Annotated in this window: 13 protein-coding genes; 8 read left to right on the top strand and 5 right to left on the bottom strand. The window is 71.7% G+C overall.

Going from position 1 to position 17,571, the window contains the following annotated elements; all coding sequences use genetic code 11:
- Positions 1–11 precede the first annotated feature (11 nt).
- A complete protein-coding gene (locus ABZS40_RS23140) occupies positions 12–1,541 on the top strand; it encodes a SpoIIE family protein phosphatase (RefSeq protein ID WP_354945427.1) in 1,530 nt (509 codons plus the stop codon).
- 21 nt (positions 1,542–1,562) lie between these two features.
- On the opposite strand, the gene ABZS40_RS23135 is transcribed toward ABZS40_RS23140, so the two are convergent.
- Entirely contained in the window at positions 1,563–2,390 is an 828-nt protein-coding gene (locus ABZS40_RS23135; RefSeq protein ID WP_354945426.1) for an AraC family transcriptional regulator, read from the bottom strand.
- Positions 2,391–2,421: 31 nt separating this feature from the next.
- Here ABZS40_RS23135 and ABZS40_RS23130 point away from each other — a divergent pair, with 31 nt between their 5' ends.
- The 4 genes from ABZS40_RS23130 (at position 2,422) to ABZS40_RS23115 (ending at position 5,911) form a co-directional block, all read left to right on the top strand.
- Positions 2,422–2,997, top strand: a complete 576-nt coding sequence (locus tag ABZS40_RS23130; RefSeq protein ID WP_354945425.1) for a TIGR03086 family metal-binding protein — start codon at positions 2,422–2,424, stop codon at positions 2,995–2,997.
- A gap of 156 nt (positions 2,998–3,153) precedes the next feature.
- Entirely contained in the window at positions 3,154–3,690 is a 537-nt protein-coding gene (locus ABZS40_RS23125) for a PadR family transcriptional regulator (RefSeq protein WP_354945424.1), read from the top strand.
- Positions 3,687–4,388 (top strand): ABC transporter ATP-binding protein, encoded by a 702-nt coding sequence (locus ABZS40_RS23120; RefSeq protein WP_238678678.1) that lies wholly within the window; start codon positions 3,687–3,689, stop codon positions 4,386–4,388. Before ABZS40_RS23125 ends, ABZS40_RS23120 begins: the two co-directional genes overlap by 4 nt.
- A complete protein-coding gene (locus ABZS40_RS23115; protein WP_354945423.1) occupies positions 4,385–5,911 on the top strand; it encodes an FtsX-like permease family protein in 1,527 nt (508 codons plus the stop codon). Before ABZS40_RS23120 ends, ABZS40_RS23115 begins: the two co-directional genes overlap by 4 nt.
- Before the next feature lie 42 nt (positions 5,912–5,953).
- On the opposite strand, the gene ABZS40_RS23110 is transcribed toward ABZS40_RS23115, so the two are convergent.
- Together ABZS40_RS23110 and ABZS40_RS23105 are read right to left on the bottom strand one after the other, a co-directional pair.
- Complete coding sequence (locus ABZS40_RS23110; RefSeq protein WP_354945422.1) at positions 5,954–6,139, bottom strand: hypothetical protein; 186 nt, start codon at positions 6,137–6,139, stop codon at positions 5,954–5,956.
- A gap of 93 nt (positions 6,140–6,232) precedes the next feature.
- Positions 6,233–8,329, bottom strand: coding sequence for a S9 family peptidase (locus ABZS40_RS23105; protein WP_354945421.1), 2,097 nt, complete (start codon positions 8,327–8,329; stop codon positions 6,233–6,235).
- 96 nt (positions 8,330–8,425) lie between these two features.
- On the opposite strand from ABZS40_RS23105, the gene ABZS40_RS23100 reads away from it, so the two are divergent.
- Complete coding sequence (locus tag ABZS40_RS23100) at positions 8,426–9,784, top strand: FAD-binding oxidoreductase (RefSeq protein WP_354945420.1); 1,359 nt, start codon at positions 8,426–8,428, stop codon at positions 9,782–9,784.
- 16 nt (positions 9,785–9,800) lie between these two features.
- On the opposite strand, the gene ABZS40_RS23095 is transcribed toward ABZS40_RS23100, so the two are convergent.
- A complete protein-coding gene (locus ABZS40_RS23095; protein WP_354945419.1) occupies positions 9,801–10,232 on the bottom strand; it encodes a hypothetical protein in 432 nt (143 codons plus the stop codon).
- Positions 10,233–10,279: 47 nt separating this feature from the next.
- Entirely contained in the window at positions 10,280–12,358 is a 2,079-nt protein-coding gene (locus tag ABZS40_RS23090) for a SpoIIE family protein phosphatase (protein ID WP_354945417.1), read from the bottom strand.
- A gap of 287 nt (positions 12,359–12,645) precedes the next feature.
- Here ABZS40_RS23090 and ABZS40_RS23085 point away from each other — a divergent pair, with 287 nt between their 5' ends.
- Together ABZS40_RS23085 and ABZS40_RS23080 are read left to right on the top strand one after the other, a co-directional pair.
- On the top strand, positions 12,646–17,013 hold the full coding sequence (locus tag ABZS40_RS23085) for a HAMP domain-containing protein (protein ID WP_354945415.1): 4,368 nt from the start codon (positions 12,646–12,648) through the stop codon (positions 17,011–17,013).
- The gene (locus ABZS40_RS23080) at positions 17,010–17,564 is read left to right on the top strand and encodes a response regulator (RefSeq protein ID WP_354945414.1); all 555 of its coding nucleotides are present in this window, start codon (positions 17,010–17,012) and stop codon (positions 17,562–17,564) included. The genes ABZS40_RS23085 and ABZS40_RS23080 overlap by 4 nt, the downstream gene beginning before the upstream one ends.
- Positions 17,565–17,571 lie beyond the last annotated feature (7 nt).

Raw genomic sequence — 17,571 nt, 5'->3', positions numbered from 1 at the left:
GCGTGGACGGCATGCCGGCAACCATCCTGGTGGTCGACGACAGTCGTACCAAGCGTTACCTGCTGGTCAGCTGGCTGACCCGCGCCGGGTTCACAGTGCTGGAGGCCGAGAACGGCGCCGAGGCGTTGGCTCGGGTCGAGGTGGACCGGATCGACCTGGTGGTCCTCGACGTCCGGCTGCCCGACCTGAGCGGCTACGAGGTCTGCGAGCAGATCAAGGCACGGCATCCGGCGATGCCGGTCATCCACGTGTCGGCGCACGCCGTGGACGTGGCCGACCGCGCCCAGGGGCTGACCCGGGGCGCGGACGCGTACCTGACCGAGCCGATCGAGCCCGAGGAACTGATCGCCACCACCCGGGCGGTGCTGCGCTACTACCAGGCCCGGCAGCGCGCCGAACTGCTCGCCGAGCGGCTGCTCGGGTTGGCCGACACGACATTCGCGGTGCACGCGGCGCCGACCTTCGCGCGTCTGCTGGAGGCCGCAGCCGAGGGCGCCGCCCAGATCTTCAAGAGCCCGGCGGCGGTGATCGCCGAAACCTTCGACGGTGACTGCCTCGCCGGCGTCTGCTCCGGCCCCGGCGCGGTGGCCGCCGTCGTGCCGTGGGTCGTCGACGACACCGGGGTGCCCACCGGCGCCACGGTCCGGGTGGAGGCCCCGGCGAACTGGGCGCTCGTCGACTGGCCGACGGACGACACGGTGACCGTCGCCGCCGCCCGACTGCGCGAGGACCGGGCCCCGCTGTACGTGGCGGTCCCGACCGCCACCCAGACCGCGCGGACCCCGGTGCTCAAGCAGCTGGCTCAGGCGGTGGCGGCGGCAGTGGAGGGGCAGCGCTCCTTCGACGAGGAGCACCGGATCGCTGTCACCCTCCAACGCAGCCTGCTCCCGCGTGGGCTGCCCACGGTGGCCGGCCTGGACCTCGCGGTGCGGTACGAGCCGGCCAGTGCACAGACCGAGGTGGGCGGCGACTTCTACGAGCTGGTGATGCTCGACGGGCACCTCCTGCTCGCGATCGGGGACGTCGCCGGCCACTCGCTGCACGCGGCGACCGTGATGGCCGAGTTGCGGCACGCGGTGCGGGCGTACGCGGTCGAGGGCCACCAGCCCGGCGAGATCCTGCACCGGGTCAACGAGCTGATGCGCACCCTGCTGCCGGACGAGCTGGCGACGCTCTGCGTGCTGCTGATGCACCCGCCGACCGGGCGGGTCCGGCTGGCCAGTGCCGGGCACCTTCCACCACTGCTGGTCATGGACGGCAAGGTCGAGTTCGTGCAGCACTCCGCGCCGCTGCTCGGCGTCCGCGCCCCGCGCCCGGCCGACCTGGAGTTCGTGGTGCCGGCCGGGGCCACGCTGGTCTTCTACACCGACGGGCTGATCGAGCGACGCGACGCCACCATCGACGAGGGGCTGGCCGCGCTGGCATCGAGCGCCGCGACTGTCGACGGTGACCTGGACCAGTTCTGCGCGCGACTGCTGGTGGAACTGGCGCCACCGGAGATCCAGGACGACGTCGCCGTGGTCGTCCTGCGGCGCCGCTGATCTGCCGGCTCTGGCGGCTCCTCACCGCACGGAACGGGCGTACGCGGCGGGGGACACCCCGGCCACTGCGGTGAAGTCACGGACCAGGTGGGCCTGGTCGCTGTAGCCGAGGTCGGCGGCGAGGTCGGCCCAGCTCAGTGGGCCACCGGCGGCCTGTTCGACCGCCTCCTGGAGCCGGTAGCGGCGGATCACCCACTTCGGCCCGACTCCCACGTACTCCATGAAGAGCCGCTGCAACCGGCGGACCGGAACGTCGTGCCGCGCGGCGAAGTCGTCGACGCGCAGCACCGTCCGGTCGGTACGGATCGCCTCGGCCAGTCGGACGGCCTCCTCGGCCATCGGGTCCGGCTCCGGCTGCCAGGCGGTGAGGAGGGTGTCCAGCGCCCGGCAGCGCTCGTCGTCGCCGGCTGCCGAGGTGGGTGCTGCCAGGGACGTGCCCGCGTCCACCGGGACGTCCGGGTAAGTCAGCCGGCCGGCGGGCAGCGGCACCCTGCGGCCGGTCAGCTCACTGACCGCGCCCCGCCAGAACGGGTGGAAGCCGCCGGGGCGGAACTGCACGCCGGACACCCGGCCAGTGCCGTTGAGCGTGATCCGGAACAGGTCGCGGCCCACCCCGGCCACCTCGCCGGACTCGGGGCCGCCGTGGTCCCGGCGGAACACCACGTTCACCGCCGGGTGCGGCACGACCCGCTGCTCGAACGGCGCACCCAACACCCAGTCGATCAACCAGTAGTGCTCGACCCACTGGCGCAGCGACTCCGTCGGCAGGTGTCGACGGAAGCGCACCTCGCGCAGCAGACGCCCGGGGTCGAGAATTCCCCGGCTGTCGCCACGCGGTCGCTGTCGCATTTGTTCAAGACCGCCCTCATACGCTGGCCCTATGTCCACTCAGACTAGCGAGCTGCTGGCGGCCGCCGCGCCGCGAACCGTCGACGTCGTACGGGGTGTCTCCGACGACCAACTGGACCTGCCCACCCCGTGCAGCGACTACCTGGTCCGTGATCTGCTCAACCACCTCTTTCAGGTGGTGGTCAACTTTCAGGACCTGGCCGAGAAGCGACAGGTGGAGTGGGCCGAGAAGCCCGACCACCTGGGCGACGGCTGGCGGGACCGCTTCGAGGCGGAGACCGGCCGGTTGGTCGCGGCCTGGTCGGATCCGTCCACCCTAAAGGGTGTGTCGCCGGGCATGGGCATGCCGCAGCCGGTCATCGGCGGGATGGCCCTGCTGGACCTGACAGTGCACGGCTGGGACCTCGCGGTCGCCACCGGCCAGCCGTACCACCCGGCCCCGGAGGCGGTGGCCGAGCTGCACGGGCTGGTGGAGCAGTTGGGCCCCACCGCCCGCAAGATGGGTGTCTTCGCCGACCCCCTACCCACCCCCACCCCCACCCCCAACGACCTCACCCATCTCCTGACGCAAACCGGCCGCACCCCCACCTGGCCCCAAACCCCCTAACGCCACCGGCCCCTCGTTCCGTTGATCATGAAGTTACTGCCATCCGTCGCGGCGTGTCGGGGGCAATAACTTCATGATCGACGGGGGTCGGCGTGGGGTGGGGTGAGGGGTGGTGGGTTGTTGACTTGGGTATTCGCTGGGTGAATAGTGGGCGGGGTGTCCACGCCGCATGTTCTGCTCGGGTTGCTCGCTGGGGGCAGCCGGCACGGGTATGAGCTGAAGCGTGCGCACGACGAGCGGCTGCCACGGGCTCGGCCGTTGGCCTTCGGGCAGGTCTACGCCACTCTCGGTCGCCTCGAACGCGACGGCCTGGTGGCTGCCGCCGGGCAGGATCGGGTGGGCGGGCCGGATCGCACCGCGTACGCGCTGACCGACCAGGGGTGGAACACGCTGGACCAGTGGCTGTCCACAGTGGAAGCACCCATGCCGTACGTGGCCAGCACGCTCTTCGCCAAGGTCGTGGTGGCGCTGCTGGTCGCCGATGCCGGTCGGGCCCGGTCGTACCTGATCGCCCAGCGCGCCGCGCACACCGCACGGCTGCGTGAGCTGACCGCGGTCAAGGCCGACAGTGCCGCCACCCTCAGTGATGTGGTCGCGGCCGACTTCGCGATCGCCCACCTCGACGCGGACCTGCGGTGGCTGCACGCCACGCTGGGCCGGGTCGCCGACTGGCACCGGGAGGTGCATCCGTGACGCAACTTCAGGCTCGCGGCGTGGTTCGGGCGTACGGCCCGACGCCCGCGCTGCGCGGCGTGACGCTCGAGGTGGCCGAGGGGGAGATCGTCGCCGTCACCGGGCCGAGTGGCTGCGGCAAGTCCACCCTGCTGCACTGCCTGGCCGGGATCCTCCGGCCGGACGCCGGCGAGGTCACCTGGCGCGGGCACCGCATCGACACCTGGTCGGAGGCGGCCCGGTCGCGGCTGCGGCGCACCGAGTTCGGGGTGCTGTTCCAGTTCGGTCAGCTGGTGGCCGAGTTGACCGCCGCCGAGAACGTCGCCCTGCCCCTGCTCCTCGCCGGCACGGGGCGGCGAGAGGCACGGACGGCGGCGCTCACCTGGCTGGAACGGTTCGGGGTGGCCGAGGTGGCCGACGTGCGGCCGGGTGAGATGTCCGGGGGTCAGCAGCAGCGCTGCGCCACGGCGCGGGCGCTGGTGACCGAGCCTCGGGTGCTCTTCGCCGATGAGCCGACCGGCGCACTGGACACGCTCACCGGCGAGCAGGTCCTCACCCAGTTGGTCCGGCTCGCCCGTGAGCAGCGCACCGCCGTCGTGCTGGTCACCCACGAGCCGCGGATCGCCGCGTACGCCGATCGGGAGATCGTGCTGCGGGACGGCCTGGTGGACCACACCGGCCTGGGGCTCGACGTGCCGCTGGCCGGCGGCGCCCGATGAGACCGGCGACGCTGCTCCGCCTCGCGCTCGCGGGCACCCGCACCGACACCGCCCGGGTGGTGCTCACCGCGCTCAGCGCCCTGCTGGCGACAGTGGTCGGGCTCGCGGCGCTCACCGTGTCGGCCATCGAGAAACCCGCCGGTGACGCCTGGGAGCAGTCCGAGCAGTACCGTAACGCGCTGCTGCGCGAGCCCGGGTTGCGCGGCGGCACGGCGTTCGCGCTGCTGATGCTGATGATCCCGGTGTTGGCGCTGGCCGGTCAGTGCGCCCGGCTCGGCGCGCCGGCACGGGACCGCCGGTTGGCAGCGCTCCGGTTGGCCGGCGCCACTCCCGGGCAGGTCACCCGGTTGGTGGTGCTGGAGACCGGCGTGGCCGCTCTGCTCGGCACGCTGGTCGGGGTGGGTGTCTACCTGGTCGGCCGCGATCTCCTGCACCGACCGGACGCGCAAGGTCAACTGGCCCTGCCGACCGACGTGCTGCCGTCGCCCGGCGCGCTGGCCGGCGTGGTGCTCGCTCTGCCGGTCGTGGCGGCGCTGGCCACCGCCCTGATGCTGCGTACGGTCACCACCAGCCCGCTCGGGGTGAGCCGCAAGGCGCCCCGCGAGCGTGGTCCGGGTCCGTGGGCGGGGCTCCTGATCGGGTTCGGCGTGGCCTCGTTCGCGGTGATCCGCCCGGTGGTCTACCGGTTCGCCGACGACGAGGAGTTGATGGCCTGGCTGGTGCCGGTGTTGTTCGCGGTGGGCGCGCTCGCGGCGATGATCGGGGTGGTGATCGGCACCGGCTGGCTCTCGTACCACTGCGGGCGGTTGTTGCGTCGGCACGCCCGCGGTCCGGCTGCCCTGCTCGCGGCGGGCCGGCTGATGGCCGACCCGTGGGCCGGCAGCCGCACCTTCGCGGCGCTGCTCGCCGCCCTGATCTTCGGCGGGGGCGCGGCCGCCCAGCGGGCCTACTTCGGGACCAAGGACCAGCTTGAGCGGGAGCAGAGCCGGTTCGCCGGGTTGGACGGTGGCACCGACCCCTTCTATCTGTCCACTATGAATTACGTCGATGGCGCGATCGCCGTGGCCATCCTGATCGCAACGGGCGGGCTGATCGTCGCGCTGGTCGAGGGGATCGTCGCCCGCCGACGCGCCTACGCCGCGTTGGTCGCCACCGGGGTGCCCCGCGCCACGCTGAGCCGTTCGGTGGCCTGGCAGGCGTTGGCGCCGGCCGTGCCGGCGATCCTGCTCGCGCTCACAGTGGGCACGCTGCTCGGCCGAGGGCTTGCCGAGGAGGAGGTGTCAGGGGGCGGCGGGATGGCGACGATCTGCGAGGCCACCGTGGCGCTCTGTGAGGACCCTGCCACCAGCGCACAGTACAACCGGATCGTGCACATTCCCGAGGTGCAGCGAGCCGTTCCCGTACCTCTGGAGCACCTGGCGTGGCTCGGCGCCGGCGCGTTGGCGGCGGTGCTGGTGACGATCGGTGTCGGCCTGCTCTTCCTGCGCGCCAGCACCGCCCTGGACGAGCTGCGGACGACCTGAACCGAACTGCCCCCGTCGGCCGGCCCGATCCGCGCGGCCGGGTCAGGCGGCGAGCAGGCCGGAGGAGAGTGCGATCAGGGTGCCGACCACTGCCGAACAACAGCAGACCAGCAGGCCGGCGACCACAGCGAGGATCAGCCAGACCCGGCGGTCCCGCGCCACCGTCGCCAAGCTCGGTCGGCGCGCGTCCTCGGCGGCGTCGCCGTCACCATCCGTAGCCCCGGTCACCCCGGAAGTCTAGGCCGCGACTCCCGCCGCGACAGGGAAAGGCCAGGCCGTGCGGCGCGGGAGGCCCGCGCACACACGACCTGGCCCGACGGGTCAGGCGCGGCCGATGCGGTCCAGGACCCAGGCGTTGATGAACGCCTCCTCGCGCCAGGAGTCGTAGCGACCGCTCGGGCCGCCGTGCCCGGCACCCATCTCGGTCTTCAGCAGGTATTCGCCGCTCGGGGCCACCGCCCGCAGCCGGGCGATCCACTTCGCCGGTTCCGAATAGAGCACCCGGGTGTCGTTGAGACTGGTCACCGCGAGGATCGCGGGATAGTCCACGGCGGTCACGTTCTCGTACGGCGTGTAGGACTTCATGTACGCGTACACCTCCGGGTCGTCGAGAGGGTTGCCCCACTCCTCCCACTCGGTGACGGTCAGCGGCAGCGACGGGTCGAGGATCGAGGTGAGCGCGTCCACGAACGGCACCTGCGCCACGATCCCGGTGAACGCGTCCGGCGCGAGGTTGGCCACCGCGCCCATCAGCAGGCCACCGGCAGAGGCGCCCCGGGCGACCAACTGGTCGCTGGTCGTCCAGCCGGCCTTGACGAGGTGCCGGGCGCACGCCACGAAGTCGGTGAAGGTGTTCTTCTTGGCCAGCAACTTGCCCTGGTCGTACCACCGTCGGCCCAGCTCACCGCCGCCCCGGATGTGCGCCACAGCGAAGACCACGCCCCGGTCCAACAGAGACAGTCGGGCCACCGAGAACCACGGGTCCATGCTGGCCTCGTACGAGCCGTAGCCGTACAGCTCGCAGGGCGCCGAGCCGTCCCGGGGGGTGCCCACCCGGCAGACCAGTGAGATCGGCACCCGGGTGCCGTCGTCGGCGAGCGCCCAGTCGCGGTGCTGCTCGTACTCGGCCGGGTCGTACGGCCGCCCGTCCGGCCCGGGCAGCACCGGCTTCTGCTTGAGCAGCACCATCTGCCGGGTGACCAGGTCGTAGTCGTACACCGAGTCGGGGGTGATCAGCGACGAGTAGCGCAGCCGGACCTGGCCGGTGCGGTACTCCGGGTTGGCGTCCAACCCGACGCTGTACAGCGGCTCGGGGAAGTCGATGTCGTACCCGTCGTCGCTGCCCACCGGCAGCACCCGCAGCCCGGTGAGCCCGTCGGTGCGCAGCGACACCACCAGGTGGTTGGCGAAGGCGTCGACGGCCTCCAGCCGGGTGCCGGGGGTGTGCTCGATCAGCGGCACCCAGTCGCCCGGTACGTCCGCCGAGGTGAACGCCAGCGCGAAGTCCTCAGCGCCGTCGTTGTGCAGGATCAGGAAGCGGTGGCCGTGGTGCTCCACCGTGTATTCGACGCCCTGTCGGCGGGGAGCGATCACGGCCGGCGCGCCGGTCGGGTTGCCGGCGGGGATCACCAGCACCTCACTGGTCACCTTGCTGTGCACGTCGATGAGGATGAACTTCTCCGACCGGGTCAGCTCCACCCCCACCCAGAACCGCTCGTCGTCCTCCTGGTGGACCACCACGTCGTCGGCGGCGGCGGAGCCGAGGGTGTGCCGCCAGACCCGGTTCGGCCGCCAGGCGTCGTCCACAGTCACGTAGAACAGCACCGAGGCGTCGGCCGACCAGGCGGTGCCGTAGAACGTGTCCGGCACCTCGTCCGGCAGCAGTTCGCCGGTGGTCAGGTCCTTCACCCGCAGGGTGAACCGCTCGTCGCCGGAGAAGTCGGTGGAGTAGGCCAGCCAGCGACCGTCAGGGCTGACGTCGAACGCGCCGAGCGAGAAGAAGTCGTGCCCCTCGGCCAGCAGGTTGCCGTCGAGCAGCACCTCCTCGCCGTCGAGCGGGGCGCCGTCCGCGCTGACCGGCGGGTCGGTCTCACCGTCGCGGACCGCCCGGCGGCACTGCACTCCGTACTGTTGCCCCTCGACCGTGCGGGTGTAGTACCAGTGCCCGCCCTTGCGGGTCGGCACGGACAGGTCGGTTTCCTGGGTGCGTCGGCGAGTCTCCTCGAACAGGTCGGCGCGCAGGTCGGCCAGGTGTGCCGTACGCGCGTCGGTGTACTCGTTCTCGGCGGTCAGGTAGGCGATCGTCTCCGGGTCGTCCTTGGCGGCGAGCCAGGCGTACTCGTCGACGACGGTGTCGCCGTGGTGGGTGCGCTCGCTGGGCACCCGCTTCGCCGCGGGCGGGGCAGTCTCGGTGGTCACGGCGGCCACGTTACCGGCCAGCAGCCGCAGCGCGCCGGACCAGCGGCATCCCGATACTCGCCACCACGGCATTCGAACACATGTACGATGGCCGGCATGGCGGCAGCAGCGAGTTCCCTCGGCCGGTCCGGAGCCCTCGAGATCACCCGGCGGTTGGCGGCGATCTGCGGTCCACCGTTCTCCCGGCTGGCCGGGCCCGCCGACGAGGTGGCGGGGCGACCGGCGCGCTGGGTGGCCGTTCCCGGCGGCCCGCACGCCGCCGCCGAGGTGCTGCGGCTGGCCGCCGCGCACGACCTGGCGGTGGTGCCCCGAGGCGCGGGCACGAAGATCGACTGGGGTGCCGCCCCCGTGCAGGTCGACATCCTGCTCGACACCGGCCGGCTCGCCGGCATCGGCCACGAGCCGGTCGACTCGCTGGTGACCGACGTGGGTGCCGGCACTCCACTGCGGGCGGTGCAGGCCACCCTGGAGCGCACCGGGCAGCGGCTCGCGATGGACGCCCCCTCACCCGGCGCGACAGTGGGCGGCGTGCTCGCCGCCGGCGAGGCCGGTCCGCTGCGCCACCGCCACGGCAGCCCCTGCGACCAACTGCTCGGTGTGCGTTACCTCGCCGCCGACGGCGAGCTGATCAGCGTCGGCGGTGGCGCGCCCGGGCTCGACCTGGCCCGCCTGCTCTGCGGCTCGCAGGGCGCGCTCGGCGTGCTGGTGTCGGCGAGCCTGCGGGTGCAGCCGGTGCCGGCGAGCAGGCTCTGGGTGTCCCGCCCGGTGTGGACGCCGTTGGAGGTGCACGACCTGGTCCGGACGATCCTCGCCGCTCGGCTGGAGCCGTCGGCCATCGAGCTGGACCTGCCCGGAGGCACCCCCCGCCCGCGTACGCCGTACCCGCCCGGTCACCCGGCGGCCACCGCCCGGGAGCGTCACCCGTCGATGTCCGGCCGGGCCGGCGCCCCGTCCCGGGCCGGCAGCCTGGTGGTGCTGCTGGAGGGCGGCCCCGCCGACGTCACCGAGCGTGCCGAGCGGTTGGTCGGCCTGCTGCACGGGGAGGCGACGATCGCCCACTCCGCGCCGACGTGGTGGCGCCGCTACCCGTTCGCGCCAGGTGACACGGCGCTGCGCCTGGAAGTCCCGATCGGCGACCTGCACGCCGCCGTCTACGCGCTACGCGACGCGGCGGGAGCGCCGGTGCCGGTGCGCGGGTCCGCCGGGCTGGGCGTGGTGCACGCGGCGCTGCCCGGGGCGCTGGCGGCCGATCGGGTGGCATCCATTCTGGCCGCTGTCCGAGGGGTGCTGCTGGCCCGGCAGGGCCGCTGCGTGGTGGTCTCCGCTCCGGCGGCGGTGCGCCAGGCGGTCGACCTCTGGGGCGAGCTGGCCGGCCTGGCCCAGTTGCGGGCCGCGAAGCGGCACCTGGATCCGGAGCACCGGCTCGCCCCCGGGCGCCTCCCCGGCGGCCTGTGACGCCGCCGCGGGTGCGTCAGTCCATCCACCACTTGTGCATGTCCAGCAGTGGCGGGGTAAGACGGGCTACCAGCACCAGCAGGGTGCCCGCCGCGCCGGCCAGCAGCAGCGCTCTGGCCGCCCGGGGCAGGGTCTCGCGCTCCCGGGCGGCCAGCACCGTCGCGACGATTGCCAGCAGCGGCCCGAGCACCGCGCCCACCAGGTAGAGCACCGCCACCACCGCGTAGAGCCAGAAGAACGGATTCACCGCATGGTCCCCGAACGGGATCACGTCCTTGGGGTCGTACGCGCCGGTCAGCATCTCGGCCGGGCCGACGCCAGCGGCTGTCATCCGCCCCAGGTAGAGCAGCAGCACGGCGAGGAACGCGCCGATGATCGCCAGTTGCGCGGTGATCAGCGCCCGGACCGCCAGCCGGGGGTACGGCGTGGCCTGCGCAACAGTCGACATGACCGTCAATCTACCGAGCGGAACCGAGACCCGGGGGTGCGCGTCGGTCAGGTGGCGTCGTTGCGCAGCACCAGGATGGCGATGTCGTCCCGGGGCGGCTCGACCGAGAAGTTGATCGCCGCGGCGCGCAGCCGGGCGGCCACCACGTCGGCCGAATAGCCGGCCAGGGGCGCGGCGGCGTCCCGCAGTCGGTCGGTGCCGAACAGCTCCCGGCCACGCCGCCGCTCGGTGACGCCATCGGTGTAGAAGATCAGCGAATCGCCCGGTGCGAGCGTGATCTGCGCCGTCGGCGAGGTGATCGTGTCGAGCAGGCCGAGCGCGGTGCCGCCGGTGCCGACGAACTCGGCGCCGCCCGCACCGGCCAGCAGCACCGGCCGGTCGTGCCCGGCGAGGTGCAGCGACACGTCCAACTGGTCACCCTCGCCCGGCCCCACCGCTGCCAGCGCCAGCGTGCAGTAGCGGCCACCACCGCGCTCGACAAGCGTCTCGTTGAGCCGCGCCAACGCCTCCGGCAACGGCTTGCCGTCGCCGACCAGCACCCGGATCACGTCCCGGACCAGCCCGGTCACAGCGGCGGCCTGCACACCCTTGCCGGAGACGTCGCCGATCACCACCAGCCAGCGCCCGTCGGGCAGCGGCACCACATCGTAGAAGTCGCCGCCCACCTCGGCGTCGTCGCCGGTCGGGACGTACTCGGCGGCGAAACCGATCCCGTCCACCACCGGCAGCACCGGCGGCAGCAGTGACTGTTGGAGCGTCTGCGCCACCCGACGGCGTTCGGCGTGGATCCGGGCGTTCTCGATGGCCAGCGCGGCCCGCCGGGCCACGTCCTCCAACACGGCCACCTCGTCGGGGTCGTGCCGGTGCCGCTGGTGCCGCCCCACCGCCAGGGTCCCGAGCCGCTGCCCGCGGGCGATCAGCGGGACCGCGAAACCCTCCATCGGCCCGCCCAGGGGGATCTGCGCCGCGCTGCGGGACGCCTCGTGCAGGCGGGCCTGGATCGAGTCCGGTCCGGTCTCCGCCAGCACCTTGTGCAACTGCGGAAGCATCGACTCGTCGGCGTGGCTGGCCGCCGCCAGCCGGAGCCGGCCCCACTCGTCGGTGGTGTGCACAGCGCACCACTGACCGAGTCGCGGCACCACCAACTGCGGCACCAGCGCCATCGTCAGGTCGACGTCCAACGACTGGGCCAGCAGTTCGCTCGCCTCGGCCAGGAACGTCAGCCACACCTGTCGGCGGACGTCGGCCCGGCGCAGCCGGTCGTTCTCCAGGTGCAGCGACAGCCGCTCGGCGGTGAGCACCGCCAACGGTTGGGCGTACGCCGACGGCGCGGCGTCCAACTCCAACTCACCGGCGTACGGGCGGTGCACAGTCAGTGGCACCCGGAGCAGCTCGCTGCCGGGGCGGGCCGGCCGACCGAAGCGGGCCAGCACCTGGCGGCCCTGCCCGTCGCCCCGGTCCAGGCGGATCGTGCCGCCGGCCGCGCCCACCATCTCGCCGACCCGGTTGAGCAGGCTGGTGGCGAAGTCGGGCAACGGGTCGTCCCCGTACAGGTCGGGGGCGGTCTGCATGAGTTCGCTCATCGCGCTGGCGCTCGGCGCGGACCCGTCGGCGCTCGTCCGGAGGCCGGCGTTGGCCGGCGTCGACTCGCCGATGGCGCCAGTGGAGGTCTGGTCGGCGCCGGGGCGGTCCAGCCGGAACCAGACGCCCTTCCCGGTGGGCAGGTACGTGGTGCCCCAGCGGCTGGCGAAGTGGTCGACCAACAGCAGGCCCCGGCCCCGCACGGAGACCTCGTTGATCTCGGTGGAGTCGTTGCGGTCGCCGACTGTCAGCTCGTCGCCGGAACCGGGGGCGAAGTCGGAGACGGTGACGGTCAGCCCGATCTCGTCCGCGACGACCTCGATGTCCAGCTCGGTGCGGGCGTGCTCGACGGCGTTGGTGGTCAGCTCGGTGGTGAGCAGCAGCGCCTCGTTGGCCAGCTCGTCCAGGTGTGACTCGGTCAACACCGAGCGGACCACGGCGCGGGCTGCGGCCGGCGTACGGCGGTCGGCGGGCAGCCGGACACGCCGGACGGCCCCGTCCCGGGCCCCGGCCGTCGCGGCCCCCGCCTCGGCTGACACCCCCATATCCTCCACCGTCGCACTGCCGGGTGCCAAGCCGATCACCGATCGCGGGCTGTCGCGTCGGTCAGCGGCACCGGTGGCAGCGCGCGGGTTGACGCGTAGAAACGACCGGTGCGGGAGCCGGGCGAGGTTTCCGCCACGCCGTGCCGGCTCGACGCCGATCGGGCGGGTCGACGCGCGATCGATGCCACCTGGCGGGTCGCGCACCCTGGCACCACGGCGCGCGCGGGCACAATATGGGGTGCCGGTGTGTCCGCACGGACCGGCGTCCCCGAGTTGAGCGAGGAATGATGACCACGTCGAAGCAGTCGGTGGCGGATCCGTCCGCGCCCGACCACGAGGCGCTCCTCGGTGAGTTGGCCGAGGCACTGCGACGGATCGGGCGCGGCGACCTGAAGGTCCGGCTTCCCCGCCGGGCCGGCGCGGCCGGCGAGGTGGCCGACGCCTTCAACGAGGTGGTCTCGCTCCAGGAGCGGCAGTACCTGGACCTGCGGCGGATCAGCCGGATCGTCGGTCGCGACGGCCGGCTCACCGAGCGGCTCGACGACGAGGGGCTGGACGGCTCCTGGGCGGAGGGGCAGCGGGCGATCAACTCGCTGATCGACGACCTGGGTCGACCGACCACCGAGATCGCCCGGGTGATCGTGGCGGTCGCCGACGGTGACCTGTCCCAGCACATGGCGTTGGAGATCGACGGTCGGCCGCTGCGCGGTGAGTACCTGCGCATCGGGCGGACCGTGAACACGATGGTGGACCAGCTGTCGTCGTTCTCCAACGAGGTGACCCGGGTGGCCCGCGAGGTGGGCACCGAGGGCAAGTTGGGCGGCCAGGCCGACGTGCGGGGCGTCGCCGGCACCTGGAAGGACCTCACCGACTCGGTGAACACCATGGCGTCGAACCTGACCGGCCAGGTGCGGTCGATCTCGCAGGTCGCGACGGCGGTGGCCAAGGGCGACCTGTCACAGAAGATCACGGTCGGCGCGCGTGGTGAGGTGGCCGAGCTGGCCGCCACGATGAACTACCTCACCGACACGCTGCGGCTGTTCGCTGAGCAGGTGACGCGGGTGGCCCGCGAGGTGGGCACCGAGGGCAAGTTGGGCGGCCAGGCCGAGGTGCCGAACGTGGCCGGCACCTGGAAGGACCTGACCGACAGCGTCAACTCGATGGCGTCGAACCTGACCGCCCAGGTCCGTAACATCGCGCAGGTCTCCACGGCGGTGGCGCGCGGCGACCTGTCGCAGAAGATCACGGTGGCGGCGCAGGGCGAGATTCTGGAGCTGAAGGACACCGTCAACACGATGGTGGACCAGTTGTCGTCGTTCGCCGACGAGGTGACCCGGGTGGCCCGTGAGGTGGGCATCGAGGGCAAGTTGGGCGGCCAGGCCCAGGTGCGTGGTGTCTCCGGCACCTGGCGGGACCTCACCGAGAACGTGAACCAGTTGGCCGGCAACCTGACCAGCCAGGTCCGCAACATCTCCCAGGTCTCCACCGCCGTGGCGAAGGGTGATCTGTCGCAGAAGATCACGGTGGACGCCCAGGGCGAGATCCTGGAGCTGAAGAACACCGTCAACACGATGGTGGACCAGTTGTCGTCGTTCGCCGACGAGGTGACCCGGGTGGCCCGCGAGGTGGGCACCGAGGGCAACCTGGGCGGTCAGGCGCAGGTGAAGGGGGTTTCCGGCACCTGGCGGGACCTGACCGACAACGTCAACTCGATGGCGTCGAACCTGACCAGTCAGGTCCGCAACATCGCCTCGGTGACCACCGCCGTGGCGAAGGGTGACCTGTCGCAGAAGATCACGGTGGACGCTCGGGGCGAGATCCTGGAGTTGAAGTCGACTGTCAACACGATGGTGGACCAGTTGTCGTCGTTCGCCGACGAGGTGACCCGGGTCGCGCGTGAGGTGGGCACCGAGGGCAAGTTGGGCGGCCAGGCCCAGGTGCGCGGAGTCGCCGGCACCTGGCGGGACCTGACCGACAACGTGAACTCGATGGCCTCCAACCTGACCGCCCAGGTGCGCAACATCGCCCAGGTCTCCACGGCGGTGGCGAAGGGTGACCTGTCGCAGAAGATCACGGTGGACGCGCGGGGCGAGATCCTGGAGCTGAAGTCGACAGTCAACACGATGGTGGACCAGTTGTCGTCGTTCGCCGACGAGGTGACCCGGGTGGCCCGCGAGGTGGGCACCGAGGGCAAGCTCGGTGGTCAGGCGCAGGTGAAGGGCGTCTCCGGCACCTGGCGGGACCTGACCGACAACGTCAACTCGATGGCGTCGAACCTGACCAGCCAGGTCCGCAACATCGCCTCGGTGACCACCGCCGTGGCGAAGGGCGACCTCTCGCAGAAGATCACCGTGGACGCCCAGGGCGAGATCCTGGAGTTGAAGTCGACAGTCAACACGATGGTCGACCAGCTGTCGTCGTTCGCCGACGAGGTGACCCGGGTGGCCCGCGAGGTCGGTATCGAGGGCAAGCTCGGTGGTCAGGCGCAGGTGAAGGGCGTCTCCGGCACCTGGCGCGACCTCACCGAGAACGTCAACCAGCTCGCCTCGACGCTGACCACGCAGTTGCGGGCCATCGCCCAGGTGTCCACCTCGGTGACCCGGGGCGACCTGACCCAGCGGATCGCGGTCAAGGCGCAGGGCGAGGTCGCCGAGCTGAAGGACAACATCAACCAGATGATCGTCACCCTCCGGGAGACGACAAAGAAGAACGCCGAGCAGGGCTGGCTGGACTCCAACCTCGCCCGGATCGGCGGCCTGTTGCAGGGCCAGCGCGACCTCGGCGAGGTCTGCCGCATGATCATGACGGAGGTGACTCCGCTGGTCGACGCCCAACTCGGCGCCTTCTTCCTGGCCGACGACACCGACGGCAGCATGCGGCTGCGGCTGACCTCCTCGTACGGGTACGTGGCGCGGGGGCACGACGTCACCTTCGGGCCGGGTGAGGGCCTGGTCGGGCAGACCGCGCTCTCCCGTCGCACGATCCGGGTCAGCGCCTCCCCGAACAGCCGGCTCACAGTGCGCTCCGGCCTGGCCGAGACACCCCCGTCCGACCTGGTGGTGCTCCCCGTCCTGTTCGAGGGCGAGCTGCTCGGGGTGATCGAGTTCGCCAGCGTGTCGGCCTTCTCGGAGCTGCACCTGTCGTTCCTGGAGCGGCTGGTGCTCACCATCGGCATCGCTGTCAACACCATCCAGGCCAACCGGCGTACGGAGGAGCTGCTGGCCCAGTCGCAGCGGCTGGCGCACGAGATGCAGGAGCAGTCGGCGGAGTTGCAGCGCACCAACGCCGAGCTGGAGGAGAAGGCCACGCTGCTGTCCGAGCAGAAGGGCAACATCGAGACGAAGAACCGGGAGATCGAGCTGGCGCGGCTGGGCCTGGAGGAGAAGGCGCAGCAGCTGACCCGGGCGTCGGCGTACAAGTCGGAGTTCCTGGCCAACATGAGCCACGAGCTGCGGACCCCGCTGAACTCGTTGCTGCTGCTGGCCCGTCTGCTGGCCGAGAACTCGGAGCAGAACCTCAGCCCGAAGCAGATCGAGTTCGCCCGGACCATCCACGGGTCCGGCTCCGACCTGCTGCGACTGATCGACGACATCCTCGACCTGTCCAAGATCGAGGCGGGTCGGATGGACGTCGAGCCGACCGAGATCCGCTTCACCGAGCTGCGCGGCTACGTCGAGCAGGCGTTCGCGCCGCAGGCCGAGGAGAAGAACCTGGACTTCCAGGTACGGGTGAGCAGGGATCTGCCGCCGGCGTTGGTGACCGACCCGCAGCGGTTGCAGCAGATCCTGCGCAACCTGCTCTCCAACGCGGTGAAGTTCACCGACAACGGTGCCGTGACGTTGCGGATCGCCCCGGCCGCGGAGAACGCGGTCTTCGACGTCCCGGCGCTGACGAACGCCCAGCAGGTGATCGCGTTCACCGTGATCGACACGGGGATCGGCATCTCCGACGACAAGCTGTCGATCATCTTCGAGGCGTTCCAGCAGGCCGACGGCACTACCAGTCGCCGGTACGGCGGCACCGGCCTGGGCCTGTCGATCAGCCGCGATCTGGCCCGACTGATCGGCGGCACCATCACCGTCTCGTCCGCGCCCGGTCAGGGCTCGACCTTCACCCTGTTCGTACCGCAGGTGCTGGCCCCGGACGCCGTGGTCGCGCCGCAGATGCCGTCGCCGCAGCGCGCCGGCCTGCCGTCGTCGTTGCTGATGCCGCCGCTGCAACTGCTGCCGGACCGGCCGGAGGCACCGGTCACCCGTCAGCTGGACGGCGCCACGGTGCTGATCGTGGACGACGACGTCCGCAACGTCTTCGCCTTGACCAGCGCGTTGGAGCTGCACGGGATGACCGTGCTGTACTCGGACAACGGGGCGGACGGTGTCCGCCTGCTGGCCGAGCACCCGGAGGTGGACATCGTGCTGATGGACGCCATGATGCCCGACCAGGACGGTTACGAGACGACCCGTCAGATTCGCCGCAACCACCGGTTCGCCGACCTTCCGGTGGTCTTCCTGACCGCGAAGGCGATGCCGGGCGACCGTGAGTCGGCGCTCGCTGCCGGGGGCAGCGACTACATCACCAAGCCGGTCGACCTGGACGACCTGATCGAACTGATGTCGTCCTGGATCAACGGCAGCCGGACCGAGGAGACTTCGTGACCCAGATGGCCAAGGCGCTGCTCGTGGACGACCGGCGGCAGAATCTGACGGCCCTGGAGGCGATCCTCCAGGGCCTGCCGGTCCAGTCCGTGGCGGTGGAGAGCGGCGAGGCGGCGCTCAAGCAGCTGCTGGTGGACGACTTCGCGGTGATCCTGTTGGACGCGCAGATGCCGGACATGGACGGCTTCGAGACGGCGAGCCACATCAAGCGCCGCGAACGGACCCGGCACGTGCCGATCATCTTCCTCACCGCCGCCGATCGGGACGCCCAGCTCGCTCTCCGGGGCTACCAGGTGGGCGCTGTGGACTACCTCACCAAGCCGTTCGACCCGTGGGTGCTCCGGGCCAAGGTGTCGGTCTTCGTCGAGCTGTGGGTGAAGACCCGGCAGTTGGCCGCCCAGTCGGATCTGGTCCGGGAGCGCGACACGCAGTGGCGGCGGCTCACCGACGCTGTCGACGAGGCGACCACGCTGCTCCGCTCGGACGACCCGGAGGTCCGCGACCGGGCGGTACGAATGCTGGAACAGGCCCGCTGGGGCAACACCGCCTGACGCGGCG

The sequence above is a fragment of the Micromonospora sp. NPDC005324 genome, assembly GCF_040607155.1.
Taxonomy (GTDB): Bacteria; Actinomycetota; Actinomycetes; order Mycobacteriales; family Micromonosporaceae; genus Micromonospora; species Micromonospora trifolii.
Note: the sequence above shows the minus strand (reverse complement) of the source record. Positions and strands in the feature narration are given on the sequence as shown.

Bases quoted from the DNA above. Each gene is read 5' to 3' on its own strand.
- ABZS40_RS23140 (WP_354945427.1), top strand. From the start codon at position 12: ATGCCGGCAACCATCCTGGTGGTCGACGACAGTCGTACCAAGCGTTAC.
- ABZS40_RS23135 (WP_354945426.1), bottom strand. From the start codon at position 2,390: ATGCGACAGCGACCGCGTGGCGACAGCCGGGGAATTCTCGACCCCGGG.
- ABZS40_RS23130 (WP_354945425.1), top strand. From the start codon at position 2,422: ATGTCCACTCAGACTAGCGAGCTGCTGGCGGCCGCCGCGCCGCGAACC.
- ABZS40_RS23115 (WP_354945423.1), top strand. From the start codon at position 4,385: ATGAGACCGGCGACGCTGCTCCGCCTCGCGCTCGCGGGCACCCGCACC.
- ABZS40_RS23100 (WP_354945420.1), top strand. From the start codon at position 8,426: ATGGCGGCAGCAGCGAGTTCCCTCGGCCGGTCCGGAGCCCTCGAGATC.
- ABZS40_RS23095 (WP_354945419.1), bottom strand. From the start codon at position 10,232: ATGTCGACTGTTGCGCAGGCCACGCCGTACCCCCGGCTGGCGGTCCGG.
- ABZS40_RS23090 (WP_354945417.1), bottom strand. From the start codon at position 12,358: ATGGGGGTGTCAGCCGAGGCGGGGGCCGCGACGGCCGGGGCCCGGGAC.
- ABZS40_RS23085 (WP_354945415.1), top strand. From the start codon at position 12,646: ATGACCACGTCGAAGCAGTCGGTGGCGGATCCGTCCGCGCCCGACCAC.